The organism is Algoriphagus kandeliae (genome assembly GCF_004571135.1).
GTDB lineage: Bacteria > Bacteroidota > Bacteroidia > Cytophagales > Cyclobacteriaceae > Algoriphagus > Algoriphagus kandeliae.
In genome coordinates this window covers 402972-424387 of the sequence record NZ_SPSB01000004.1, presented here as the reverse complement: position 1 = coordinate 424387, position 21416 = coordinate 402972, and the positions used below count along the sequence as shown (strand labels likewise).

The window sequence follows — 21416 nt, the reverse complement described above, 5'->3', positions numbered from 1 at the left end:
TACAGAAAACTAAATATTATCAGTTAATGCCTACTATACAACAGTTAGTAAGAAAAGGTAGAACAACGCTGGAAACCAAATCAAAATCAAGAGCTTTGGATGCATGTCCACAGCGAAGAGGGGTTTGTACCAGGGTGTACACTACTACCCCTAAGAAACCTAACTCGGCGATGAGAAAGGTGGCAAGGGTGAGATTGACAAACGGAAAAGAAGTGAACGCTTACATTCCGGGTGAAGGACACAATTTGCAGGAGCACTCAATCGTATTGATTCGAGGTGGTCGTGTGAAAGACCTTCCAGGTGTAAGATATCACATCATCCGAGGTGCACTAGATACTGCAGGTGTGAAAGACAGAAAGCAAGGTCGTTCCAAGTACGGTGCAAAAAGACCAAAGGCTGGAGCAGCCAAAAAGTAATTTGTAATTAGAAAGAAAAATGAGAAAAGCGAAACCAAAGAAGAGATATATTCTTCCCGATCCAAAGTTCAATGATACTTTGGTGACCAAGTTTGTAAACTGTCTGATGATCGACGGGAAGAAGAGTATTGCTTACAACATTTTCTACGATGCAATCGAGAAAGTGGAGGCAAAAGTAGGTGAGAATGGTCTTGAAGTTTGGAAAAAAGCGCTAAACAATATTTCTCCATCCGTTGAGGTGAAGAGTCGTAGAGTTGGTGGTGCTACATTCCAGGTTCCTATGGAAGTCAGACCTGAAAGAAAAATCTCCCTAGGAATCAAATGGATGATCACCTATGCACGAAAAAGAGGTGAGAAAACTATGATGGACAGATTGGCGGGTGAAATCATCGCAGCTTCCAAAGGCGAAGGAGCCGCTGTGAAGAAAAAAGATGATACGCACAGAATGGCAGAAGCCAACAAAGCATTCTCTCACTTTAGATTTTAATTTAGGATGGCAAGAGATTTAAGATACACCCGAAACATCGGTATCGCTGCTCACATTGATGCCGGTAAAACTACTACTACTGAGCGAATCCTTTTTTACTCTGGCGTTTCTCACAAAATCGGTGAGGTTCACGATGGTGCTGCTACCATGGACTGGATGGCACAAGAGCAGGAAAGAGGTATTACCATTACTTCTGCTGCTACTACCGTTTTTTGGAATTACAGAGATCACAAATATCAAATCAACATCATTGATACTCCTGGACACGTAGACTTTACCGTAGAGGTAAACCGTTCTCTTCGAGTATTGGATGGGTTGGTTTTCCTTTTCAGTGCTGTGGATGGGGTAGAGCCTCAGTCCGAAACTAACTGGAGACTTGCAGACAATTATAAAGTGCCTCGTATCGGTTTCGTTAATAAAATGGACCGTGCTGGTGCTAACTTCCTTGACGTATGTCGTCAAGTGAAAGATATGTTGGGTAGCTATGCTGTTCCTTTGCAAATTCCAATCGGTGCTGAAGACAAATTCCGTGGAGTAGTTGACTTGATCAACAACAGAGGAATCGTTTGGAATGAAGACGATATGGGAATGACCTATGAGGTTGTAGATATCCCTGCAGATTTGGAAGACGAAGTTGCTCAATGGAGAGAGCATTTGTTGGAAGCTGTTGCTGAATACGATGAGTCTCTTATGGAGAAGTTCTTCGACGATCCAGATTCTATTACCGAAGAGGAGATCTTGACTGCGTTGCGTAAAGCAACAATCGACATGAAGATTGTTCCTATGGTCTGCGGATCTTCATTCAAAAACAAAGGTGTTCAAACCATGCTTGACTTGGTGATGGAATTGTTGCCTTCTCCATTGGATAAGGACGACATCGTAGGTCACGCTTTGGATAACGAAGAAGAAGAAATTCGAATTGCACCTGACGAAAACGAACCATTTGCAGGTTTGGCTTTCAAAATTGCTACTGACCCATTTGTAGGTAGACTTTGTTTTGTAAGAGCTTACTCTGGAAAACTTGAGTCTGGCTCTTATGTATTCAATAGCCGTTCTGGAAACAAGGAGCGTATCTCCCGAGTATTCCAGATGCACGCCAATAAGCAAAATCAGATTGAGCGATTGATGGCTGGTGATATCGGTGCGGTTGTAGGATTTAAGGATATCAAGACTGGTGATACGCTTTGCGATGAAAAGCGTAAAGTGGTATTGGAATCTATGATTTTCCCTGAGCCAGTTATCGGTTATGCTATCGAAGCTAAAACTCAAGCTGACGTAGATAAATTAGGTATGGCTATCGCTAAGTTGGTTGAAGAAGATCCAACCCTCCAAGTAAATACTGATCACGAAACTGGTCAGACCATCTTGAGAGGAATGGGAGAGCTTCACCTTGATATCATCATCGACCGATTGAAGCGTGAATTTAAAGTTGAAATCAACCAAGGTGCTCCTCAGGTTGCATATAAGGAAGCTTTGTTTGGTTCAGTTGAACACAAAGAGGTTTATAAGAAGCAGACTGGTGGTAAAGGTAAATTTGCAGATATTGTCTTCGAATTAGGCCCAAGAGAAGCTGACCCTGAGACTGGTGAAGTGAAGCCTGGATTGGAGTTTGTAAACGCGATCGTGGGTGGTGTGATTCCAAAAGAATTCATTCCATCTATCCAAAAAGGTTTTGCTGAAGCGATGAAGAATGGACCTTTGGCTGGTTATCCGGTAGAATCTATGAAGGTTCGTCTATTCCACGGATCTTTCCACGATGTCGATTCCGATGCGCTTTCATTTGAATTGGCAGCTAGAATTGGTTTCAAAGAAGCAGCTAAGAAGTGTAAGCCTCAGTTGCTTGAGCCTATCATGTCTGTAGACGTAGTGACTCCTGACGAATACACTGGTCCTATCACCGGTGACTTGAATAGAAGAAGAGGTTTGATGAAAGGTATGGATACGAAAGGTACCTCTACTGTAGTTAAAGCTTCTGTTCCTTTGTCTGAGTTGTTCGGGTATATCACCGATTTGAGAACCATCTCTTCCGGTAGAGCTACTGCTACTTTGACATTCTCTCACTATGAGCCAGTGCCTAACAACATTGCTGAGAGCGTAATTGCTAACGTAAAAGGTCAGAACGCCTAATCAATATTTGCGATGAATCAGAAAATTAGAATAAAACTAAAGTCATACGATCACACCCTGGTGGACAAGTCATCAGAGAAGATCGTGAAAGCGGTAAAAGCTACCGGAGCTGTCGTTGTAGGTCCAATTCCATTGCCTACTAAGAAGGAGAAATTCACTGTATTGAAATCTCCACACGTAAACAAGAAAGCGAGAGATCAATACCAGCTTTGTACTTACAAACGCTTGGTGGACATTTATTCCAACTCATCCAAAACTGTAGATGCTTTGATGAAAATCGAGCTTCCAAGTGGTGTGGATGTTGAGATCAAAGTCTGACAGACTAAACCAAATTTATATACAAAAAAGACCTGCAAATTTTTGCAGGTCTTTTGTTTTGCCCTGATTCTGCAAAGATCCTGTTGGATAGAGGGGTATTTTAACCTCAATCCTAGGTAAATATTTTGTAAATGTTTGAAAATATAAGAGTTGGGGTTTGCTGCAGAATTTTATTTCAGTAACTTTGCAGTCCTTAAAAAGGCCCCAAGCGCATAAACGCTTGTGGATTATCAAATTATCTTCAAAAGATGTCTGGTATAATAGGTAAAAAAGTAGGAATGACTAGCATTTTTAGTGCCGATGGACGTAATGTCGCATGCACGCTAATAGAAGCTGGTCCTTGCGTAGTGACGCAAGTAAAAAACGTTGAAACAGACGGGTACAACGCAGTGCAGTTGGCGTATGGAGAGCGAAAGGAGAAAAATACTCCTAAGCCATTGATCGGTCACTTCAAGAAGGCCGGTACTACGCCAAAGCAGAAGGTTGTTGAGTTCCGTGATTTCCGGGTCGAATTTGAAGGCCAGGTAGATCTAGGAGCTACGGTTAAGGCTTCCGAGGTATTCGTAGAAGGTGACTTCGTCGATGCAATTGGAACCTCAAAAGGTAAAGGCTTCCAGGGGGTTGTGAAGCGTCATGGTTTTGGTGGTGTGGGTGGTCAAACTCACGGTCAGCACAACAGACAGCGACACCCAGGTTCAATCGGTGCTTGTTCCTGGCCTTCCCGAGTATTCAAGGGAATGCGAATGGCTGGAAGAACTGGCGGAAATCGTGTGAAGGTGTTGAATCTCAGAGTATTGAAAGTATATCCTGAGAAAAATCTCCTTTTGGTATCCGGTTCAGTACCAGGTCACAAAAATTCTTATGTAATTCTAGAGAAGTAAGCCATGGAATTAGCAGTATTAAATCAAAAAGGCGAAGATACCGGAAGAAAGGTGCAGTTGTCCGATGAGATTTTTGGCATCGAGCCAAATGACAACGCCATCTATCTGGATGTGAAGCAGTACCTGGCTAATCAAAGACAGGGAACACATAAGTCTAAAGAAAGAAATGAAGTTGCTGGATCTACTAAGAAGATCAAAAAGCAAAAAGGTACCGGTACTGCCCGTGCAGGGTCTTTGAAATCTCCGGTATTTAGAGGTGGAGGTAGAGTTTTTGGTCCTAAGCCAAGAAATTACTCTTTCAAACTCAATAAAAAAGTAAAACAACTAGCCAGAAAATCTGCCCTTGCTTACAAGGTGAAAGATAACAGCTTGTCAATTTTGGAAAACATCTCTTTTGATGCTCCAAAAACTAAAGCGTATCTGGCTTTGCTTAATGGATTGGCGCTATCCGATAAGAAGACGCTTTTGGTTCTCCCTGAAGACAACAAGAACGTTTACCTGTCCAGCAGAAATATCCCTAAGGCAAAAGTTGTGACTGTGAATGATGTGAATACTTACTCCCTTCTTAATGCAGACCACTTGGTCCTTTGTGAAGGTTCTGTAAGTAAGTTGGAAACCATTTTATCGAAATAAGACAATGGATATTCTAAAGCAGCCTTTGATTACAGAAAAGATTTCTGCAATGAATGAGCGAGGAGTTTACGGATTCATCGTAGACAAAACCGCTAAGAAGCCAGAAATCAAAAATGCTGTAGAAAAAACCTACGGTGTAAAAGTGGTATCCGTAAGAACCATGCGTTACGCTGCGAAGCGTAAGACTCGCTACACCAAGACAGGTATCGTGTCAGGATTTACCAATGCTTTCAAAAAAGCAATCGTACAGGTAGCTGACGGAGAGGTAATTGACTTTTACGGAGAAATTTAATTGAATCGAAATCATGGCAATTAAAAAATTAAAGCCTGTAACTCCTGGGACAAGATTCAGAGTAGCTCCAGCTTTTGATGAGATCACCAAATCAAAGCCAGAGAAATCTTTGCTTGCTCCTTTGAAGAAGTCAGGTGGTAGAAATAATGATGGCAAAATGACTGCCCGCTACATCGGTGGTGGTCATAAGAGAAGACTCAGAGTTGTGGACTTCAAGCGTAATAAGTTTGGTGTTCCAGCTACCGTAAAGGCGATTGAGTACGATCCTAACAGAACAGCCCGTTTAGCCCTGCTATACTATGCTGACGGTGCTAAAGCCTACATTATCGCTCCGGAAGGTTTGCAAGTAGGGCAAACAGTGATTTCCGGTGAGCAAGTTGCTCCAGAAGTTGGTAACGCAATGCCTTTGGCTAACATCCCTATGGGTACTATTGTACACTGTGTGGAATTGAAGCCGGGCAAAGGTGCTGCCATGGTACGAAGTGCCGGTGGATATGCACAAATCGTTGCTCGTGAAGGTAAGTATGTTACCATCAAGCTTCCATCTGGAGAGATGAGACTTGTATTGGGTGCTTGTATGGCCACTGTGGGTACAGTATCCAATGGTGACCACATGAATGTGGTTCTTGGTAAAGCCGGTAGAAAGAGATGGTTAGGAAGAAGACCTCGAGTAAGAGGTGTGGCTATGAACCCAGTAGATCACCCAATGGGTGGTGGTGAAGGCCGATCTTCCGGAGGTCATCCTAGATCCCGTACAGGACTTCTTGCGAAAGGTAAGAAAACCCGTAGCCCTAAGAAGTATTCAAACAAGTTCATCATCAGTAAAAGATCTAAATAAACATGGCACGTTCATTAAAAAAAGGTCCTTATATCGAGCATCACCTTCTGAAGAAAGTGGACGCGATGAACGAATCAGGAAAGAAATCTGTCATCAAGACTTGGTCTCGACGATCTATGATTTCCCCGGATTTCGTTGGTCATACCTTTGCTGTGCATAATGGAAATAAATTCATTCCAGTATTTGTAACAGACAATATGGTAGGTCACAAACTAGGTGAATTTGCTCCAACCAGAAATTTCAGAGGCCACATTGCCAAAAAAGATAAAGGAAAGAGATAATCATGGAAGCAGTAGCAAGATTAAATAACGTTCCTACCTCTCCGCGCAAAATGCGTCTAGTCGCTGACTTGGTCAGAGGCAAAAGAGTGGGATTGGCCTTGAGCATTCTGAAGTACACTCCAAATCACGGAGCAATCCGTCTGGAAAAGCTTCTCCTATCTGCTGTGGCCAACTGGCAAGCGAAAAATCCTGACGCTAAACTTGAAGAAGCGGATCTATATGTAAAGACCATTATGGTTAACGAAGGTAGATCTCTCAAGAGATTGAGACCAGCTCCTCAAGGTCGCGGTCACCGAATTCGCAAAAGATCAAATCATGTGACTCTTGTAGTTGATTCTTTCAACGACATGGACGTTACCGCTGATATAGTAGAAACTAACGAACAGGCAAATTAAGAACAGACTATGGGACAAAAGATTAACCCAATAGGATTGCGACTTGGTATAATCAAAGGCTGGGACTCCAACTGGTATGGTGGGAAGGACTTCGCTGAGAAACTATACGAAGATCAAAAAATCCGAAAGTACGTCCTTGCCAGAATCCCTAAGGGTGGTATCTCTAAAGTAATCATTGAGCGTACGCTTAAGAGAATTACTTTGACTATCCATACCGCTCGTCCGGGAGTAGTGATTGGTAAAGGTGGTGCCGAAGTTGACAAATTGAAAGAAGAGCTGAAGAAGCTTACTAACAAAGACATCCAGATCAATATTTTCGAGATCAAAAGACCTGAATTGGATGCCAAATTGGTAGGTGAGTCTATCGCTCAGCAGCTTCAGGCAAGAATCTCCTTCCGTCGTGCGATGAAGCAAGCTATTGCTGCTTCTATGCGAGTAGGAGCTGAAGGAATTAAGGTTAAACTTTCTGGTCGTTTGGGTGGTGCTGAAATGGCACGATCTGAAATGTACAAAGAAGGTAGAATTCCTCTTCATACCCTTCGAGCAGACATCGATTATGCTGTTTCTGAAGCGCAGACCGTTTATGGTATCATCGGTATCAAAGTGTGGATCTTCAAAGGTGAAGTCTATGGTAAGCGAGATCTTTCTCCTAACCAAGGTGCTGCCAATGAGCCTAAGGGTAGAGGCGGAGCCAAGAATGACCGAGGTCCAAGACGTAGAAAAAGAAATAGCTAATTTTCACCGTTAAGTGAGAAATCATGTTACAGCCAAAAAGAACTAAATATAGAAAAATGCAGAAGGGCCGTGTCAAAGGCATCGCTCAAAGGGGGCATACGCTCGCTTTTGGCAACTTTGGCATCAAGTCTCTAGAAGCTGGATGGATTACTTCCCGGCAGATTGAGGCAGCCCGTATCGCTATGACCCGTGCCATGAAGCGTGAAGGTCAGGTTTGGATCAGAATTTTCCCTGACAAGCCGATCACCAAAAAGCCTGCTGAAGTGCGTATGGGTAAAGGTAAGGGTGCTCCTGAATACTGGGTAGCAGTGATCAAGCCTGGTACCATCTTGTTTGAAGCAACCGGAGTTTCTATCGAAACAGCAAAAGAAGCTCTTCGACTTGCTCAACAAAAATTGCCAGTTAGCACGAAGTTTATTGTCCGTAGAGATTACGCAGAATAATCATCACTATGAAATATTCAGAAATCACTTCACTTTCCGCAAGTGAAATCGCTGAAAAAATCAGCGCCGAGAAAACGAATCTGAGCAAGTTGCAATTTGCTCACTCAATTTCTCCTATCGAAAATCCTAACAGAATCCGGGAGACCAAGCGCTTAATCGCAAGATTGAAGACTGCATTGGCCGCCAAATAATAGCTAACAGAAAAGAAAATGGCTACGATCGAAAGAAATCTTCGTAAAGAAAGAATTGGCAAGGTCATTAGCAACAAAATGGATAAATCCATTACTGTAGCTGTAGAAAGACGTGTGAAGCACGGAATCTACGGTAAGTTCGTTGCCAAGACAACCAAATTTATGGCTCATGACGAGAAGAACGAATGTAACCCAGGTGACATCGTGAAAATCAGTGAGACTCGTCCGCTGAGTAAGAACAAGCGTTGGAGATTAGTTGAAATTATTGAAAGGGCTAAATAATCATGATACAGCAAGAATCCAGACTAAGCGTTGCGGACAATTCCGGTGCTAAAGAAGTATTGGTGATCCGCGTATTGGGTGGAACGAAGAAGCGTTATGCTTCTATCGGCGACAAAGTAGTCGTGACTGTAAAATCAGCCCTATCCTCCAGCAATATGAAAAAAGGTACCGTTTCTAAAGCGGTGATCGTACGTACCAAAAAAGAGGTAAGACGTAAGGACGGATCTTACATCCGTTTTGAAGACAATGCTGCTGTGTTGTTGAACAACAATGACGAACCAAGAGGTACCCGTATCTTCGGCCCTGTGGCTAGAGAGCTTCGGGAGAAGCAGTATATGAAAATCGTTTCTTTGGCCCCTGAAGTATTGTAATCATGAAAAAAGTGATCAAAAAGCAGGCTAAACTGCACGTGAAAACCGGAGACACCGTCAAGGTGATCGCTGGTGATGATAAAGGTAAAACAGGGAAAATCCTTGCTGTCGACACCCAAAAGCAGAGAGCTTTTGTAGAAGGAATCAACATCGTGACTAAGCACGTGAAACCTACTGCTGCTAAGCCTCAAGGTGGTATCGAAAAGAAAGAAGCTTCTGTACATATCAGTAATTTGATGTTGATCGACCCTAAAACAGGTGAAGCAACTCGCACAGGACGCAAGCAAGGAGAAAACGGGAAACTAGTTAGATATTCTAAGAAAACAGGGGAGGTGATCAATGGCTAATCCCAGAATGAAAGAAAAATACCTGAACGATATCGTTCCGGCATTAAAGGAGAAATTCCAGTATAAATCTGTAATGCAGGTTCCTAAGTTGAGCAAGATTGTAATTAACAAAGGAATCGGTGCTGCGGTAGCTGACAAAAAATTGGTAGACCAGGGGGTTGAAGAACTTTCTTTGATCAGTGGTCAGCGTGCAGTAGCTACTATCGCTAAGAAATCTGTGTCCAACTTCAAGCTTCGTGAAGGAATGCCTATCGGAGCAAAGGTTACCTTGAGAGGTGACAGAATGTATGAGTTCCTGGACAGATTGATGACTGTAGCATTGCCTCGTGTACGGGACTTCAAAGGAATCTCCGATAAAGGTTTCGATGGAAGAGGAAACTATACTTTAGGTGTGACTGAGCAGATTATCTTCCCAGAGATCTCCATCGAAAAAGTGAATAGAATCTCCGGTATGGATATCACTTTCGTGACTTCCGCTACTACCGATGAAGAAAGTTTTGCATTGCTCAAAGCTTTCGGAATGCCTTTCGTCAATAAAAATAATCCACAATAATATGGCTAGAGAGTCCATCAAAGCTCGTGAGAGAAAAAGAGAGCGCCTGGTAGCCAAGTATGCCAAGAAAAGAGCTGAGCTGAAAGCAGCCGGTGATTACGAAGCACTTGATAAGTTGCCAAGAAATGCCTCTCCGGTAAGACTTCATAACCGATGCAAACTTACCGGCCGTCCAAAAGGCTACATGAGAAAGTTTGGTATCAATCGTGTTACTTTCCGGGAAATGGCCGCTGCAGGTAAGATTCCGGGAATCACTAAGTCCAGCTGGTAAAATCACGACAGTAGTTTTTATTTAAAAAATCAATTCGTAACTTTGCACGCCCAAAACGGGCGGAGCTAGACTTAAAATATCATGACTGATCCAATAGCCGATTATCTAACCCGATTGAGAAATGCCATCAAGGCTTCTCATCGAATCGTAGAAATTCCTGCTTCTAACATCAAAAAGGAAATCACGAAAGTATTGCATGATAAAGGTTACATCCAGAACTATAAGTTTGAGGAAAATGGACCTCAAGGTACTATCAAAATTGCCTTGAAATACAATCCAGTAACCAAGCAAAATGCAATTATCAACTTGACTCGTGTTTCTAAGCCAGGGCTTCGTAAATACGCAAAACATGATGAGCTTCCTCGTGTCATTAACGGACTAGGTGTAGCCATCATTTCTACCTCTAAAGGGGTAATGACTGATAAAGAGGCCCGCAATGAAGGCATTGGGGGTGAAGTACTTTGCTACGTATATTAATTTACTATCATGTCAAGAATAGGTAAAAAACCAATAAATATACCCAGCGGTGTTACTGTAGACGTGACTGCTCACGGAGTGGTTACTGTTAAAGGTCCAAAGGGTACACTGGTTCAGGAGGTAAATCCTGATATCCAGGTGAAAGTTGAAGGAAATGAGGTTGTCGTTTCCCGACCTACTGACTCTAAGCGTCATAAATCCATGCACGGATTGTACCGTTCTTTGATCAATAATATGGTCATCGGTGTATCCGAGGGATATAAGAAAGAGCTTGAATTGGTTGGTGTGGGTTACAAAGCTTCTAACCAGGGACAAGTGCTTGAACTCAATTTGGGTTATTCGCACAGTATTTTCTTTGCATTGCCTGCTGATGTAGCTGTTAAAACTGAAACAGCTAAGGGTAAAAACCCTATTATCACATTAGAGGCAATTGACAAGGAGTTAATCGGACAAGTAGCTGCTAAAATCAGATCCCTTCGTAAGATCGAACCTTACAAAGGTAAAGGTGTCCGTTTTGTTGGTGAACAAATTAGACGTAAGGCTGGTAAAACTGCCGCTAAAAAATAATAGGTTATGGCATTTAATAAGAATTCCAGAAGACTTAGAATCAAGCAGGGTATTCGGAAAAAGATTTCCGGTACTGATTCCAGACCTCGTTTATCCGTATTCAAAAGTAATACGGGGATTTATGCACAATTGGTGGATGACCTTAAAGGACACACCCTTGCATCAGCTTCTTCTAAGGAGCTAGGAGCCAAGAAAAACGTGAATGTGGAACTTTCTAAAGAAGTAGGTAAAAAGCTTGCTGAAAGAGCTACTGCAAATGGCGTTGAAGTAGTGGTATTTGACCGAAATGGTTATTTGTACCATGGTAATGTGAAAGCTTTGGCAGAAGGTGCTAGAGAGGGAGGCCTTAAATTTTAATCAGCTATGTCTCAACTAAGAAAAAAGCCTATCAGGGCTACAGATACAGAACTTAAAGAAAAGGTAGTAGCGATCAATCGTGTTGCCAAAGTAGTAAAAGGTGGTCGTCGATTCTCATTTTCCGCAATCGTAGTTGTAGGTGACGGAAATGGTGTGGTTGGTTACGGATTAGGTAAAGCTAACGAAGTAACTGATGCTATCACCAAAGGGATTGAGGATGCTAAGAAAAACTTGGTGAAGGTTCCTGTTTTGAAAGGTACTATTCCTCACGAGCAGATTGGTAAATTTGGCGGTGGTCTAGTGTTGATCAAGCCTGCTGCAGCTGGTACCGGTGTAATTGCTGGAGGTGCGATGCGTTCTGTACTTGAATCTGCCGGTGTAACAGACGTTTTGGCAAAATCAAAAGGTTCTTCTAACCCTCACAATGTGGTTAAAGCAACTATCGATGCCTTAATGCAATTGCGTGACGCAATCGCCGTTTCTCAGCAGCGTGGTGTTAAAATGTCTAAAGTTTTTAACGGATAATCATCATGGCGAAGATCAAAATCACACAAATCAAGTCGACCATCAAAAGACCTAAAGATCAAAAAGCAACAATTGTTGCTCTTGGACTTGGTAAGATTAACAGAACTGTGGAAGTGGAAAACACTCCTCAGATCGCCGGGATGGTCCGAAAAGTAAATCATCTTGTAAAAGTAGAGGAAGCTTAATCATGAAACTGCATACATTAAAACCAGCAGAAGGTTCTACCAAGAACCGTAAGCGAATTGGTCGCGGTCCGGGCTCCGGTAGAGGAGGGACTTCCACCAGAGGACATAAAGGTGCCAAATCTCGTTCCGGCTACAAGCGTAAACTAGGATTTGAAGGTGGTCAGATGCCTCTTCAAAGAAGAGTTCCTAAGTTTGGCTTCAAAAGTCTGAATCGAGTTGAGTTCAAACCAGTAAATTTGGATACCTTGCAGCAACTTGCTACGGATTACAAATTAGAAACAATTGATTTCGATACCATGGTGGTTCATGGAATCGCTTCTAAGAATGACAAAGTAAAAGTTCTTGGTGGCGGCGAATTGTCTTCTAAGGTTTCCGTAACAGCCCATAGCTTCTCTGCAAGCGCTGTTGAGTCCATTGAAAAAGCGGGTGGTTCCGTTAACAGAATTTAATTAAATGAAAAAGTTTATTTCGACAGTTAAGAATATTTTCTCTATTGAAGACCTTCGAGTAAGGATTCTCAATACGGTAGGATTCCTAATCATTTTCCGATTGGGTTCTTTCGTGGTTCTTCCCGGTGTAGATCCTTCTAAATTGGGTGGTCCTCAAGAGGGAATATTTGGCTTGATTGATACTTTCCTTGGTGGAGCATTCAGTAATGCCTCCATTTTTGGATTGGGAATCATGCCATATATCTCTGCTTCCATCGTGTTGCAGTTGTTGACTGTCGGAGTTCCTTATTTCCAAAAAATGCAAAAGGAAGGGGAATCTGGTCGTAAGCGTATCAATCAGATTACCCGTGTCTTGACCATTTTGATTACCATAGCCCAAGGTATTGGATATGTGACCGCTACTATTCTCCCAACTGGAGCAGTAATGGTAAGCACTGGTTTGTTCATGTTCAGTTCTTTGGTATTGTTATCTGCCGGAACCATGTTCTGTATGTGGTTGGGAGAAAAGATTACTGAAAAAGGAATCGGCAACGGTATTTCCATGTTGATTATGATTGGTATCATCTCCAGATTTCCAGGTGCGATAATCGCTGAGGTTTTGGAAAAAGGATCTTCAGGTTTGCTCCTGTTATTGATAGAAGCTGGTGTTCTATTCTTCGTAGTTGTTGGAGTTGTTGCTTTGACAGAAGCTACAAGAAGAATTCCTGTTCAATATGCTAAGCAAGTGGTTGGTGGAAAAGTATATGGCGGTCAGCGTCAATACATTCCTATCAAAGTGAATGCCTCTGGTGTTATGCCTATCATTTTTGCTCAGTCTTTGATGTTTGTGCCTGCTTTGATTGCACAGATTTGGGCTGGTGAAAGTGATATTGCTAACTACATCGGAACCACATTCTCGGACTTTACTTCTTGGCAGTATAACTTGTTGTTTGCTGTTTTAATCATTGTCTTTACTTTCTTCTACACTGCGATTACTGTTAATCCAGAGCAGATAGCTGAAGATATGAAGAGAAATGGTGGCTTCGTTCCTGGAATTAAGCCGGGAGCACCGACTGCTGAATTTATTGATGGGATCATCTCTAAAATTACGCTTCCAGGTTCAGTCTTATTGGCTGTAGTTGCGATTCTTCCTGCCTTGGCAATTATTGCTGGTGTAGGTGGTGAGTTTGCTCAATTCTATGGAGGTACTTCTCTTCTAATCATGGTTGGTGTAATCATGGATACGCTTCGTCAAATCGAAAGTTATCTATTAATGCGTCACTATGAAGGAATGATGAAGAGTGGTAATATGAAGAATAACGCTTCAAATTACCAAGTAGCTTAAGATGATTCATTATAAGACCTCAGAGGAGGTTCAAAAGATTAAAGAAAGTGCTGATATTCTGGCGAAAGCCCATGGGGAAATAGCTAAGAATATTAAGATAGGGGTAAAGACCTCTCATCTAGATAAAATTGCTGAGGAGTTTATCAGGGATCATGGAGCTGTTCCTTCCTTCAAAGGATATAATGGCTTCCCTGCTTCACTCTGTATTTCCGTGAATGAAGTTGTTGTTCACGGTTTTCCCAGTGAGTATGAATTGAAAGATGGCGATATAATCTCAGTAGATTGTGGAGTCTTTCACCAAGGTTTTCATAGCGATTCCGCTTATACGTATCCCGTAGGTGAAGTTTCATCCCCAGTCTTAGATTTATTACGCGCCACTAAGGATTCACTCTATTTGGGAATAGAAAAAGCAGTTTTTGGAAATAGGATTGGGGATATAGGGCATGCGATCCAAAAATTCGTCGAAGCTAAAGGATATACGGTTGTTCGCGAATTGGTAGGTCACGGTCTAGGTAGAAATCTTCACGAGTCTCCTGAAGTTCCCAACTACGGCAAAAAAGGCAGCGGTCCCTTGTTAAAGGAAGGGATGGTAATTGCGATTGAGCCCATGATTAATCTTGGTACGCGGAATATCGTCCAAGAGCGAGATGGCTGGACGATCCGCACGGCGGATCGTAAACCTTCGGCACATTATGAGCACACAGTGGCGATTTTCGAAGATCGAACAGAAGTATTGACTTCACATAAATACATAGAAGAGAATTATAAATTCTAATATGGCCAAACAAACTTCTATCGAGCAGGATGGGACAATCATCGAAGCCCTATCCAATGCGATGTTTAAAGTAGAACTAGAAAATGGGCATCAGTTGATTGCGCACATTTCCGGAAAAATGAGGATGAATTATATCAAAATCCTCCCCGGTGATCGGGTCAAGTTGGAGCTTTCTCCCTATGACCTTTCCAAAGGAAGAATAGTATATAGATATAAATAAAAGAAAATGAAAGTAAGGGCATCTATCAAAAAGAGAAGCGCTGACTGTAAGGTGATCAGAAGAAAAGGAAAGCTTTACGTCATCAACAAAAAGAATCCTAAGTTTAAACAAAGACAAGGTTAAGATTATGGCTAGAATTGCAGGTGTAGATATACCAGACCATAAGCGTGGCGAAATCGGGCTAACCTATATCTTCGGAATTGGCCGAAGCTCCGCCAGAGCGATCCTGAATAAAGCCGGAATTTCCTTTGACAAAAAGGCCGGTGAATGGGATGATGACGAGTCTACTAAGATCCGTAACATCATTGCTGAAGAGTACCGGACTGAAGGTGTACTTAAGTCTGAGGTTCAATTGAACATCAAGCGATTGATGGACATCGGTTGTTATCGAGGATTGAGACACAGAAAAGGACTTCCTGTGCGTGGTCAAAAGACCAAGAACAACGCCAGAACAAGAAAGGGTAAGCGTAAAACTGTTGCTAACAAGAAGAAGGCAACTAAATAAAACCTGAATTAGATTATGGCTCAGAAAAGAAACGATAAATCAAAAGGTAAAAAGCGAGTTGTAAAAGTTGAAGCAGTAGGCCAAGCTCACATCAAAGCCTCTTTCAACAACATCATCATCTCTATTACCAACAATGCAGGACAAGTGATCTCTTGGGCATCTGCCGGTAAAATGGGCTTCAGAGGCTCCAAGAAAAACACTCCCTATGCCGCTCAAATGGCTGCACAAAACTGTGGTCAGGTAGCCTACGATTTGGGATTGAGAAAAATCGAGGTATTTGTAAAAGGTCCTGGTGCAGGTCGTGAATCTGCAATCAGAACTTTACAAAACGTAGGACTGGACGTAACTACCATCATTGATGTGACTCCACTTCCTCACAACGGTTGTAGACCTCCTAAGCGTAGAAGAGTTTAATTTTAAAACAGAAAGAGAATGGCTAGATATACAGGTCCTAAATCCAAGATCGCCAGAAAATTTGGCGAGCCTATTGAAGGGCACAGCAAAGCACTTCAAAAGAAAAACTACCCTCCAGGACAGCACGGAAGAGGTCGTAGAAAGAAGCAGTCTGAATACGCTATTCAGCTTGCTGAAAAGCAAAAAGCTAAATACATCTACGGTGTGTTGGAAAGACAATTCGCGAAATTGTTTGACATTGCTTCCCGTAAAACTGGAATTACCGGTGAAAACCTTCTTCAGCTTCTAGAAGCGAGATTAGACAACACCGTTTATAGATTGGGAATTGCTCCTACTCGTCGTGCAGCAAGACAGCTTGTTTCTCACAAGCACATCTTGGTTAACGGAGAAGTAGTGAATATTCCTTCTTTCACCTTGAGACCAGGTGATGTTGTTTCTGTACGTGAGCGTTCCAAGTCTTTGGAAGCTATTACAGACAGCTTGGCTGGTACCGGAGGTGCACACAAGTACTCTTGGTTGGAGTGGGATAAGCCTACGCTAACCGGAAAGTTCGTCAGCATTCCTTCTCGTGATGATATTCCTGAGAATATCAAAGAGCAGTTGATCGTCGAACTCTACTCTAAGTAATATTTTCTATTTTCAGCAAAAAACAACGAACAATATATGTCCATACTAGCATTTCAAATGCCTGAGAAAGTGGTGATGGAAAAGGCTGATGACTTTCACGGCTTATTCACCTTTAAACCACTAGAAAAAGGCTATGGAGTTACTATCGGTAACGCTCTGAGAAGGATATTGCTTTCTTCGCTGGAGGGTTATGCCATCACTTCCATCAAAATTCCTGGAGTGGTGCATGAGTTTTCTACCATCGAAGGTGTAGTGGAGGATGTGACCGACATTATTTTGAACTTGAAGCAGGTGCGTTTCAAAAAAGTCCACGAGGCTTTTGATGGAAAGATTACTGTTGAAGTTAAAAATCAGTCTGTCTTCACTGCAGGGGACATCGCTAAGTTCACCTCTTCTTTCGAAATCTTGAATCCGGAGTTGGTGATTTGCCATATCGATGAGTCCAAGACTTTTGAAATCGAATTAACTGTCGAAAAAGGAAGAGGTTATCTACCTGCTGAAGAATCCAAACCAAAGGAACAAGTGTTTGGTCAGATCGCGATCGATGCAATCTTCACTCCAATCAAGAATGTGAAGTATAGCGTTGAGAACACACGAGTTGAGCAGAAGACTGACTTCGAAAAATTGATCTTGGAAGTGACTACGGATGGTTCTATCCACCCTGAGAAAGCACTTCAGGAATCCGCGAAGATTTTGATTCAACACTTCATGTTGTTCTCTGACCAGACTATGGTACTTGACTCTACCGGTGTGGCTGAGCCAGAACCAATTGATGAGGAGTTCCTTCACATGAGAAAACTACTCAAGACTTCCTTGAGTGATCTTGACCTTTCCGTTCGAGCATTCAATTGCCTTAAAGCGGCCGATGTCAAGACCTTGGGTGACTTGGCTAAGCTTGAAATCTCTGATATGATGAAATTCCGAAACTTCGGAAAGAAATCCCTTGCAGAGCTTGAGCAGTTGATTCAAGACAAAGGCCTCACCTTTGGAATGGATATTTCAAAGTATAAACTTGATGAAGAATAAATAAAATGAGACACGGCAAGAAATTCAACCACCTTGGAAGAAAGGCAGCCCACCGGAAAGCAATGCTTTCCAACATGGCCACGTCCTTGATTCTTCACAAGCGTATCTCCACCACGCTTGCAAAGGCTAAGGAACTTAAGAAATTTGTAGAGCCTCTGATCACCAGAGCTAAAGAAGATACAACCCACAACCGTCGGGTAGCATTCTCCTACTTGAAGAACAAAGAAGCAATCAAATCATTGTTTGGTGAGGTGATTGCTAAAGTTGGAACTCGTCCAGGAGGATACACTAGAATTATTAAGACTGGTTTCCGATTGGGTGACAACGCAGAAATGTGTATCATCGAGTTGGTTGACTTCAACGAATTGATGTTGAAAGAAAGCAAGCCAGCTAAGAAGACTACTAGAAGATCTAGAAGAGGTTCTGGTAAAGCTGCTGATGCTGCTCCTGCGGCTAAAGAAGAAGTTGTGGAAACTCCACAAGCTGAAGCTGCGGCGGATGAGCCTGCTAACGAAGCTCCTGAGGCTTCTGGTGAAAGTTCAGAAGAAACTGAGAAAAACTAAATTGTGGTATCACTCATATCAAAAGGATTGGACATTCGTTCAATCCTTTTTTTTTGAAGATTCCATCCGATCACAAGGTTTTCTTGCCTTGAATTCCTTCTCATTATGAGAAATATTTAACTTTGGACAATCCTTCCAAAAATGATAAAAAAGAAAGCAACTCTACTACTCGCCGATGGAACAGTTTTCCACGGTTCTTTGATTGGAAACCCCGGTACCAATGGTGGGGAAATTTGTTTTAACACCGGTATGACTGGCTATCAGGAAATCTACACCGATCCTTCCTATACCGGCCAAGTGATTGTAACCACCACTTCCCATATCGGGAATTATGGTGTACATCATGAAGAAGTGGAATCCGATCATCCTACAATTGGAGGAATTGTGGTCAACAGTTTCTCTGAGACATATTCTCGATTAGATGGTGATGGCTCACTTCAAGATTACTTAGTGAAATACAAGATCACTGGGATTGCAGACATTGATACGCGAAAACTCGTACGTCATATCCGCTCCCAAGGAGCGATGAATGCAATTATCAGTTCTGAATATGAAGGCGATTTGGAAGGCTTGAAAGCAGAGTTGGACAAGCTGCCCGATATGAATGGTCTAGAGCTTTCTTCCAAAGTTTGTACGCAAGAGCCTTATTTCTTTGGAGACGAAAATTCACCAATCCGTGTAGCTTGCTTAGATTTTGGAATCAAAAAAAATATCCTTAGAAATCTAGCGGCACGTGGAGTTTATTGTAAGGTCTTCCCAGCAAAGACTTCTCTTGCAGAAATGGAAGCATGGGCTCCGAATGCCTACTTCCTTTCCAATGGACCGGGTGATCCAGCAGCAATGGATTATGCAGTAGATACTGTCAAGGAAATTCTTGAAACAGACAAACCAGTCTTTGGGATTTGCTTAGGACATCAATTGCTTGCGGAGGCTGTTGGAATTTCCACCTTCAAAATGCATCATGGTCACAGAGGGATCAATCATCCTATCAAAAACTTGGTGACTGGAAAGAGTGAAATTACTTCTCAAAACCATGGCTTCAACATCGTACGAGAGGATACCGAAAAGCATCCTGATGTAGAGATCACGCATGTTCATTTGAATGATAATACTGTAGCAGGAATCAAGTTGACAAATAAACCGGCATTCTCGGTGCAATACCACCCGGAGTCTTCTCCTGGACCACACGATTCCCGATATTTATTCGATGATTTTATCGACTTAATCAATAAAAACTAATCTCAAAACCTTTTAAACTATGACGTTGATTCAATCAATTCACGCCAGACAAATCCTCGACTCTAGAGGTAACCCTACCATTGAAGTGGATGTAGTAACCGAAAATGGAGCTTTTGGCCGTGCGGCAGTTCCTAGTGGTGCATCTACCGGAGCTAATGAAGCTGTAGAACTCCGAGACGGAGATAAGAATGTATACTTGGGCAAAGGAGTATTAAAAGCCGTCGCCAATGTAAATGATATCATCGCTTCAGAGCTTGTTGGCTTTGATGTATTCGAGCAAAACCTGATCGATCAAATCATGATCGATTTGGATGGAACTCCAAATAAAGGAAGATTGGGCGCTAATGCGATTTTGGGAGTTTCCTTGGCTGTAGCAAAAGCAGCAGCGATGGAAGCTGGCCAACCGCTTTACCGATACATCGGTGGAGTAAATGCAAATACCCTTCCCGTACCTATGATGAATATCATTAACGGAGGATCCCATTCCGATGCGCCTATTGCTTTCCAGGAATTCATGATTCGTCCTGTTGGAGCGGATAGCTTCTCTCAGGCGATTCGAATGGGAACTGAAATTTTCCATCATTTAAAGAAAATCCTTCATGATAAAAATCTAAGTACAGCAGTAGGAGATGAGGGTGGTTTCGCTCCAAACTTCTCCGGGGGTACTGAAGAGGCTTTGGGTTGCATTTTGGATGCGATCGCAAAAGCTGGATACAAAGCCGGGGATGATGTAACTATCGCCTTGGATTGTGCATCTTCCGAGTTTTATAAAGATGGAAAATACGATTACTCCAAGTTTGAAGGACCTACTGGAAAAGTAAGATCACGAGAAGAGCAGGTTGCTTACTTGGCAGAGCTTACTGAAAAATATCCAATCGATTCCATTGAAGATGGTTGTGCAGAAGATGATTGGATGGGCTGGAATATGTTGACCGCAAAAATTGGAGATAGAGTTCAATTGGTTGGTGACGACTTGTTTGTGACCAATGTGAAATTCTTGAAGCGCGGCATCGAAGAGAAGTCTGCTAACTCCATCTTGGTGAAGGTAAACCAAATCGGTACTTTGACTGAGACCATCAATGCGGTGAATTTGGCTCACAAGGCAGGATTTACAGCTGTAATGTCCCACCGTTCTGGAGAAACTGAAGATGCAACAATCGCAGATTTGGCTGTGGCTTTGAATACAGGACAAATCAAAACAGGATCAGCCTCTCGTTCCGATCGAATGGCTAAATACAATCAATTGCTTCGTATTGAAGAGCAGTTGGGTGAGTCAGCTGTATTTAAAGGTCGATTGAAGTAAATCGCCCAACTTGCAGGTGAAATTCACCTCAGTAAATACGTATTCAAAAAGGCAGTCAGAAATGGCTGCCTTTTTTTGCATTATTTTTGTTTAATAGACTAAATCGAAAAATTAAAGTCCAATTAGGGCGATTTATTTCTATTTTAGCAAATACTGCATTCGGAGAATCATGAGAAAGCTTTTCAAAATCACCACCAATTTCTATGTGCTAGCAGGTTCTTTTTTCCTGTTATGGATGATTTTTATTGATTCAAATAATTTGGTAAATCAATTCAAGCTGAGTCGAAAGCTGAATGAACTCGAAGACAGGAAGGAATATTTTTTAGAGCGAAAAGCCAAAATCAAGGAGGAACGGGAAGAATTAATGAACAATCCGGAACTCATGGAGAAGTTTGCTCGTGAAAAGTACTTTATGAAGAAAGAAACGGAGGATCTCTATGTTATCGTCAAGAAATAAATTCAAAGCCCTCTTTTTCGGGCTTTTTTTGTTCAGTTCAATCGCTTTTGCGCAGCGTCCCATCTACAGTGATAGCACTTCTTTTAAGGATAGATTGTATTTCGGTGGGAATTTCGGGATGCAGTTTGGGACGATTACGTTGATCGATGTATCTCCTTTGGCAGGGGTAATGATCACTGATCGCTATTCTGCTGGATTAGGAATTACCTACCAATATTTCGATGATAGACGATATATTGGAGGCTCTTCTTCGACCTATGGTTGGAGAGTTTTCAATCGCTACAATGTACTTCCCAATATTTTCCTCCATGCAGAGTTTGAATCCATCAATTTTGACAATTACAATTTACTAACAGATCGATTTGAGCGGATTTGGGCAAATGGACTTTTTCTGGGAGGAGGTTATTTTGCGCCTTTCGGCGGGGGAAGAGGTGGAGCTAATTTCACCTTTTTGTACAATGTCCTTCATGACAATCTTCGATCTCCTTACGGTGAACCTTATGTCATTCGAGTGGGTTTTGTGATGTAAAGACACTCCAAAC

General features: G+C 42.2%; 37 protein-coding genes. All 37 read left to right on the top strand.

Annotated features, from left to right (window positions below; genetic code table 11):
* Positions 1–26 precede the first annotated feature (26 nt).
* The 37 genes from rpsL (at position 27) to E4S40_RS14030 (ending at position 21403) form a co-directional block, all read left to right on the top strand.
* Positions 27–416: a 30S ribosomal protein S12 gene (gene rpsL, locus E4S40_RS14210; protein WP_106134406.1), complete on the top strand. Its 390-nt coding sequence runs from the start codon at positions 27–29 to the stop codon at positions 414–416.
* Positions 417–435: 19 nt separating this feature from the next.
* Positions 436–903, top strand: a complete 468-nt coding sequence (gene rpsG / locus E4S40_RS14205) for a 30S ribosomal protein S7 (protein ID WP_135075499.1) — start codon at positions 436–438, stop codon at positions 901–903.
* A 6-nt stretch (positions 904–909) separates the two neighbouring features.
* Positions 910–3030, top strand: coding sequence for an elongation factor G (gene fusA, locus E4S40_RS14200; protein ID WP_135075496.1), 2121 nt, complete (start codon positions 910–912; stop codon positions 3028–3030).
* 12 nt (positions 3031–3042) lie between these two features.
* Positions 3043–3348, top strand: a complete 306-nt coding sequence (rpsJ, locus tag E4S40_RS14195) for a 30S ribosomal protein S10 (RefSeq protein ID WP_135075493.1) — start codon at positions 3043–3045, stop codon at positions 3346–3348.
* Between the two features lie 248 nt (positions 3349–3596).
* Positions 3597–4229 (top strand): 50S ribosomal protein L3, encoded by a 633-nt coding sequence (gene rplC, locus E4S40_RS14190; protein WP_135075491.1) that lies wholly within the window; start codon positions 3597–3599, stop codon positions 4227–4229.
* Between the two features lie 3 nt (positions 4230–4232).
* On the top strand, positions 4233–4862 hold the full coding sequence (rplD, locus tag E4S40_RS14185; RefSeq protein WP_135075488.1) for a 50S ribosomal protein L4: 630 nt from the start codon (positions 4233–4235) through the stop codon (positions 4860–4862).
* 4 nt (positions 4863–4866) lie between these two features.
* Positions 4867–5154, top strand: a complete 288-nt coding sequence (gene rplW, locus E4S40_RS14180; RefSeq protein ID WP_135075485.1) for a 50S ribosomal protein L23 — start codon at positions 4867–4869, stop codon at positions 5152–5154.
* A gap of 13 nt (positions 5155–5167) precedes the next feature.
* On the top strand, positions 5168–5992 hold the full coding sequence (rplB, locus tag E4S40_RS14175; RefSeq protein ID WP_135075482.1) for a 50S ribosomal protein L2: 825 nt from the start codon (positions 5168–5170) through the stop codon (positions 5990–5992).
* Positions 5993–5994: 2 nt separating this feature from the next.
* Positions 5995–6273 carry a 30S ribosomal protein S19 gene (rpsS, locus tag E4S40_RS14170; RefSeq protein ID WP_024284771.1) on the top strand — a complete coding sequence of 93 codons (279 nt, stop codon included), beginning with the start codon at positions 5995–5997 and terminating at the stop codon, positions 6271–6273.
* 2 nt (positions 6274–6275) lie between these two features.
* Entirely contained in the window at positions 6276–6668 is a 393-nt protein-coding gene (rplV, locus tag E4S40_RS14165; protein WP_135075479.1) for a 50S ribosomal protein L22, read from the top strand.
* 9 nt (positions 6669–6677) lie between these two features.
* Entirely contained in the window at positions 6678–7403 is a 726-nt protein-coding gene (gene rpsC / locus E4S40_RS14160) for a 30S ribosomal protein S3 (protein ID WP_135075476.1), read from the top strand.
* Between the two features lie 23 nt (positions 7404–7426).
* Complete coding sequence (rplP, locus tag E4S40_RS14155; protein WP_135075473.1) at positions 7427–7846, top strand: 50S ribosomal protein L16; 420 nt, start codon at positions 7427–7429, stop codon at positions 7844–7846.
* A gap of 8 nt (positions 7847–7854) precedes the next feature.
* Positions 7855–8037, top strand: a complete 183-nt coding sequence (rpmC, locus tag E4S40_RS14150) for a 50S ribosomal protein L29 (RefSeq protein WP_135075470.1) — start codon at positions 7855–7857, stop codon at positions 8035–8037.
* A gap of 18 nt (positions 8038–8055) precedes the next feature.
* The gene (rpsQ, locus tag E4S40_RS14145; protein WP_135075467.1) at positions 8056–8319 is read left to right on the top strand and encodes a 30S ribosomal protein S17; all 264 of its coding nucleotides are present in this window, start codon (positions 8056–8058) and stop codon (positions 8317–8319) included.
* 2 nt (positions 8320–8321) lie between these two features.
* Positions 8322–8690, top strand: coding sequence for a 50S ribosomal protein L14 (gene rplN, locus E4S40_RS14140; protein WP_135075464.1), 369 nt, complete (start codon positions 8322–8324; stop codon positions 8688–8690).
* 2 nt (positions 8691–8692) lie between these two features.
* Positions 8693–9037: a 50S ribosomal protein L24 gene (gene rplX, locus E4S40_RS14135; protein WP_135075461.1), complete on the top strand. Its 345-nt coding sequence runs from the start codon at positions 8693–8695 to the stop codon at positions 9035–9037.
* On the top strand, positions 9030–9590 hold the full coding sequence (gene rplE, locus E4S40_RS14130; RefSeq protein ID WP_135075459.1) for a 50S ribosomal protein L5: 561 nt from the start codon (positions 9030–9032) through the stop codon (positions 9588–9590). Before rplX ends, rplE begins: the two co-directional genes overlap by 8 nt.
* A gap of 1 nt (position 9591) precedes the next feature.
* Complete coding sequence (rpsN, locus tag E4S40_RS14125) at positions 9592–9861, top strand: 30S ribosomal protein S14 (protein WP_135075456.1); 270 nt, start codon at positions 9592–9594, stop codon at positions 9859–9861.
* 81 nt (positions 9862–9942) lie between these two features.
* The gene (gene rpsH, locus E4S40_RS14120; protein ID WP_135075453.1) at positions 9943–10338 is read left to right on the top strand and encodes a 30S ribosomal protein S8; all 396 of its coding nucleotides are present in this window, start codon (positions 9943–9945) and stop codon (positions 10336–10338) included.
* A gap of 9 nt (positions 10339–10347) precedes the next feature.
* On the top strand, positions 10348–10905 hold the full coding sequence (rplF, locus tag E4S40_RS14115; RefSeq protein WP_135075450.1) for a 50S ribosomal protein L6: 558 nt from the start codon (positions 10348–10350) through the stop codon (positions 10903–10905).
* A gap of 6 nt (positions 10906–10911) precedes the next feature.
* On the top strand, positions 10912–11262 hold the full coding sequence (rplR, locus tag E4S40_RS14110) for a 50S ribosomal protein L18 (protein ID WP_135075447.1): 351 nt from the start codon (positions 10912–10914) through the stop codon (positions 11260–11262).
* Positions 11263–11268: 6 nt separating this feature from the next.
* The gene (gene rpsE, locus E4S40_RS14105) at positions 11269–11787 is read left to right on the top strand and encodes a 30S ribosomal protein S5 (RefSeq protein WP_135075445.1); all 519 of its coding nucleotides are present in this window, start codon (positions 11269–11271) and stop codon (positions 11785–11787) included.
* 5 nt (positions 11788–11792) lie between these two features.
* Complete coding sequence (gene rpmD / locus E4S40_RS14100; RefSeq protein WP_135075442.1) at positions 11793–11972, top strand: 50S ribosomal protein L30; 180 nt, start codon at positions 11793–11795, stop codon at positions 11970–11972.
* Positions 11973–11974: 2 nt separating this feature from the next.
* Complete coding sequence (gene rplO, locus E4S40_RS14095; RefSeq protein ID WP_135075439.1) at positions 11975–12421, top strand: 50S ribosomal protein L15; 447 nt, start codon at positions 11975–11977, stop codon at positions 12419–12421.
* Between the two features lie 4 nt (positions 12422–12425).
* Entirely contained in the window at positions 12426–13745 is a 1320-nt protein-coding gene (secY, locus tag E4S40_RS14090) for a preprotein translocase subunit SecY (protein WP_135075436.1), read from the top strand.
* A 1-nt stretch (position 13746) separates the two neighbouring features.
* Positions 13747–14520 carry a type I methionyl aminopeptidase gene (gene map, locus E4S40_RS14085; protein ID WP_135075433.1) on the top strand — a complete coding sequence of 258 codons (774 nt, stop codon included), beginning with the start codon at positions 13747–13749 and terminating at the stop codon, positions 14518–14520.
* A 1-nt stretch (position 14521) separates the two neighbouring features.
* Positions 14522–14740, top strand: a complete 219-nt coding sequence (infA, locus tag E4S40_RS14080; RefSeq protein WP_008202999.1) for a translation initiation factor IF-1 — start codon at positions 14522–14524, stop codon at positions 14738–14740.
* Between the two features lie 6 nt (positions 14741–14746).
* Positions 14747–14863, top strand: a complete 117-nt coding sequence (gene ykgO / locus E4S40_RS14075) for a type B 50S ribosomal protein L36 (RefSeq protein WP_081701372.1) — start codon at positions 14747–14749, stop codon at positions 14861–14863.
* 4 nt (positions 14864–14867) lie between these two features.
* The gene (gene rpsM, locus E4S40_RS14070) at positions 14868–15245 is read left to right on the top strand and encodes a 30S ribosomal protein S13 (RefSeq protein ID WP_135075430.1); all 378 of its coding nucleotides are present in this window, start codon (positions 14868–14870) and stop codon (positions 15243–15245) included.
* Positions 15246–15260: 15 nt separating this feature from the next.
* Complete coding sequence (gene rpsK / locus E4S40_RS14065) at positions 15261–15659, top strand: 30S ribosomal protein S11 (protein ID WP_067544612.1); 399 nt, start codon at positions 15261–15263, stop codon at positions 15657–15659.
* A gap of 18 nt (positions 15660–15677) precedes the next feature.
* Entirely contained in the window at positions 15678–16286 is a 609-nt protein-coding gene (rpsD, locus tag E4S40_RS14060) for a 30S ribosomal protein S4 (RefSeq protein WP_135075427.1), read from the top strand.
* A 36-nt stretch (positions 16287–16322) separates the two neighbouring features.
* Positions 16323–17312 carry a DNA-directed RNA polymerase subunit alpha gene (locus E4S40_RS14055; RefSeq protein ID WP_135075424.1) on the top strand — a complete coding sequence of 330 codons (990 nt, stop codon included), beginning with the start codon at positions 16323–16325 and terminating at the stop codon, positions 17310–17312.
* Positions 17313–17317: 5 nt separating this feature from the next.
* Positions 17318–17875, top strand: coding sequence for a 50S ribosomal protein L17 (gene rplQ / locus E4S40_RS14050; RefSeq protein WP_135075422.1), 558 nt, complete (start codon positions 17318–17320; stop codon positions 17873–17875).
* Between the two features lie 141 nt (positions 17876–18016).
* Entirely contained in the window at positions 18017–19114 is a 1098-nt protein-coding gene (gene carA, locus E4S40_RS14045) for a glutamine-hydrolyzing carbamoyl-phosphate synthase small subunit (RefSeq protein WP_135075419.1), read from the top strand.
* Positions 19115–19133: 19 nt separating this feature from the next.
* Positions 19134–20417 (top strand): phosphopyruvate hydratase, encoded by a 1284-nt coding sequence (gene eno / locus E4S40_RS14040; RefSeq protein WP_135075416.1) that lies wholly within the window; start codon positions 19134–19136, stop codon positions 20415–20417.
* A gap of 169 nt (positions 20418–20586) precedes the next feature.
* Positions 20587–20874, top strand: a complete 288-nt coding sequence (locus E4S40_RS14035; RefSeq protein WP_135075413.1) for an FtsB family cell division protein — start codon at positions 20587–20589, stop codon at positions 20872–20874.
* Positions 20855–21403, top strand: coding sequence for a hypothetical protein (locus E4S40_RS14030; RefSeq protein ID WP_135075410.1), 549 nt, complete (start codon positions 20855–20857; stop codon positions 21401–21403). The genes E4S40_RS14035 and E4S40_RS14030 overlap by 20 nt, the downstream gene beginning before the upstream one ends.
* Positions 21404–21416: the final 13 nt, after the last annotated feature.

Excerpts from the sequence above, each read along its gene's own strand:
- rpsH (WP_135075453.1), top strand. The coding sequence starts at position 9,943 with ATGACTGATCCAATAGCCGATTATCTAACCCGATTGAGAAATGCCATC.
- rplE (WP_135075459.1), top strand. The coding sequence starts at position 9,030 with ATGGCTAATCCCAGAATGAAAGAAAAATACCTGAACGATATCGTTCCG.
- E4S40_RS14035 (WP_135075413.1), top strand. The coding sequence starts at position 20,587 with ATGAGAAAGCTTTTCAAAATCACCACCAATTTCTATGTGCTAGCAGGT.
- E4S40_RS14030 (WP_135075410.1), top strand. The coding sequence starts at position 20,855 with ATGTTATCGTCAAGAAATAAATTCAAAGCCCTCTTTTTCGGGCTTTTT.
- rpsQ (WP_135075467.1), top strand. The coding sequence starts at position 8,056 with ATGGCTACGATCGAAAGAAATCTTCGTAAAGAAAGAATTGGCAAGGTC.
- rpsN (WP_135075456.1), top strand. The coding sequence starts at position 9,592 with ATGGCTAGAGAGTCCATCAAAGCTCGTGAGAGAAAAAGAGAGCGCCTG.
- rpmC (WP_135075470.1), top strand. The coding sequence starts at position 7,855 with ATGAAATATTCAGAAATCACTTCACTTTCCGCAAGTGAAATCGCTGAA.
- rplF (WP_135075450.1), top strand. The coding sequence starts at position 10,348 with ATGTCAAGAATAGGTAAAAAACCAATAAATATACCCAGCGGTGTTACT.
- rpsM (WP_135075430.1), top strand. The coding sequence starts at position 14,868 with ATGGCTAGAATTGCAGGTGTAGATATACCAGACCATAAGCGTGGCGAA.
- rplX (WP_135075461.1), top strand. The coding sequence starts at position 8,693 with ATGAAAAAAGTGATCAAAAAGCAGGCTAAACTGCACGTGAAAACCGGA.
- rplQ (WP_135075422.1), top strand. The coding sequence starts at position 17,318 with ATGAGACACGGCAAGAAATTCAACCACCTTGGAAGAAAGGCAGCCCAC.
- rpsS (WP_024284771.1), top strand. The coding sequence starts at position 5,995 with ATGGCACGTTCATTAAAAAAAGGTCCTTATATCGAGCATCACCTTCTG.
- rplD (WP_135075488.1), top strand. The coding sequence starts at position 4,233 with ATGGAATTAGCAGTATTAAATCAAAAAGGCGAAGATACCGGAAGAAAG.
- rplR (WP_135075447.1), top strand. The coding sequence starts at position 10,912 with ATGGCATTTAATAAGAATTCCAGAAGACTTAGAATCAAGCAGGGTATT.
- rpsL (WP_106134406.1), top strand. The coding sequence starts at position 27 with ATGCCTACTATACAACAGTTAGTAAGAAAAGGTAGAACAACGCTGGAA.
- rplP (WP_135075473.1), top strand. The coding sequence starts at position 7,427 with ATGTTACAGCCAAAAAGAACTAAATATAGAAAAATGCAGAAGGGCCGT.
- rplW (WP_135075485.1), top strand. The coding sequence starts at position 4,867 with ATGGATATTCTAAAGCAGCCTTTGATTACAGAAAAGATTTCTGCAATG.
- rplO (WP_135075439.1), top strand. The coding sequence starts at position 11,975 with ATGAAACTGCATACATTAAAACCAGCAGAAGGTTCTACCAAGAACCGT.
- rpsD (WP_135075427.1), top strand. The coding sequence starts at position 15,678 with ATGGCTAGATATACAGGTCCTAAATCCAAGATCGCCAGAAAATTTGGC.
- rplB (WP_135075482.1), top strand. The coding sequence starts at position 5,168 with ATGGCAATTAAAAAATTAAAGCCTGTAACTCCTGGGACAAGATTCAGA.
- rplC (WP_135075491.1), top strand. The coding sequence starts at position 3,597 with ATGTCTGGTATAATAGGTAAAAAAGTAGGAATGACTAGCATTTTTAGT.
- ykgO (WP_081701372.1), top strand. The coding sequence starts at position 14,747 with ATGAAAGTAAGGGCATCTATCAAAAAGAGAAGCGCTGACTGTAAGGTG.
- rpsG (WP_135075499.1), top strand. The coding sequence starts at position 436 with ATGAGAAAAGCGAAACCAAAGAAGAGATATATTCTTCCCGATCCAAAG.
- infA (WP_008202999.1), top strand. The coding sequence starts at position 14,522 with ATGGCCAAACAAACTTCTATCGAGCAGGATGGGACAATCATCGAAGCC.
- map (WP_135075433.1), top strand. The coding sequence starts at position 13,747 with ATGATTCATTATAAGACCTCAGAGGAGGTTCAAAAGATTAAAGAAAGT.
- secY (WP_135075436.1), top strand. The coding sequence starts at position 12,426 with ATGAAAAAGTTTATTTCGACAGTTAAGAATATTTTCTCTATTGAAGAC.
- carA (WP_135075419.1), top strand. The coding sequence starts at position 18,017 with ATGATAAAAAAGAAAGCAACTCTACTACTCGCCGATGGAACAGTTTTC.
- rplV (WP_135075479.1), top strand. The coding sequence starts at position 6,276 with ATGGAAGCAGTAGCAAGATTAAATAACGTTCCTACCTCTCCGCGCAAA.
- fusA (WP_135075496.1), top strand. The coding sequence starts at position 910 with ATGGCAAGAGATTTAAGATACACCCGAAACATCGGTATCGCTGCTCAC.
- eno (WP_135075416.1), top strand. The coding sequence starts at position 19,134 with ATGACGTTGATTCAATCAATTCACGCCAGACAAATCCTCGACTCTAGA.
- rplN (WP_135075464.1), top strand. The coding sequence starts at position 8,322 with ATGATACAGCAAGAATCCAGACTAAGCGTTGCGGACAATTCCGGTGCT.
- rpsK (WP_067544612.1), top strand. The coding sequence starts at position 15,261 with ATGGCTCAGAAAAGAAACGATAAATCAAAAGGTAAAAAGCGAGTTGTA.
- rpsJ (WP_135075493.1), top strand. The coding sequence starts at position 3,043 with ATGAATCAGAAAATTAGAATAAAACTAAAGTCATACGATCACACCCTG.
- E4S40_RS14055 (WP_135075424.1), top strand. The coding sequence starts at position 16,323 with ATGTCCATACTAGCATTTCAAATGCCTGAGAAAGTGGTGATGGAAAAG.
- rpsE (WP_135075445.1), top strand. The coding sequence starts at position 11,269 with ATGTCTCAACTAAGAAAAAAGCCTATCAGGGCTACAGATACAGAACTT.
- rpmD (WP_135075442.1), top strand. The coding sequence starts at position 11,793 with ATGGCGAAGATCAAAATCACACAAATCAAGTCGACCATCAAAAGACCT.
- rpsC (WP_135075476.1), top strand. The coding sequence starts at position 6,678 with ATGGGACAAAAGATTAACCCAATAGGATTGCGACTTGGTATAATCAAA.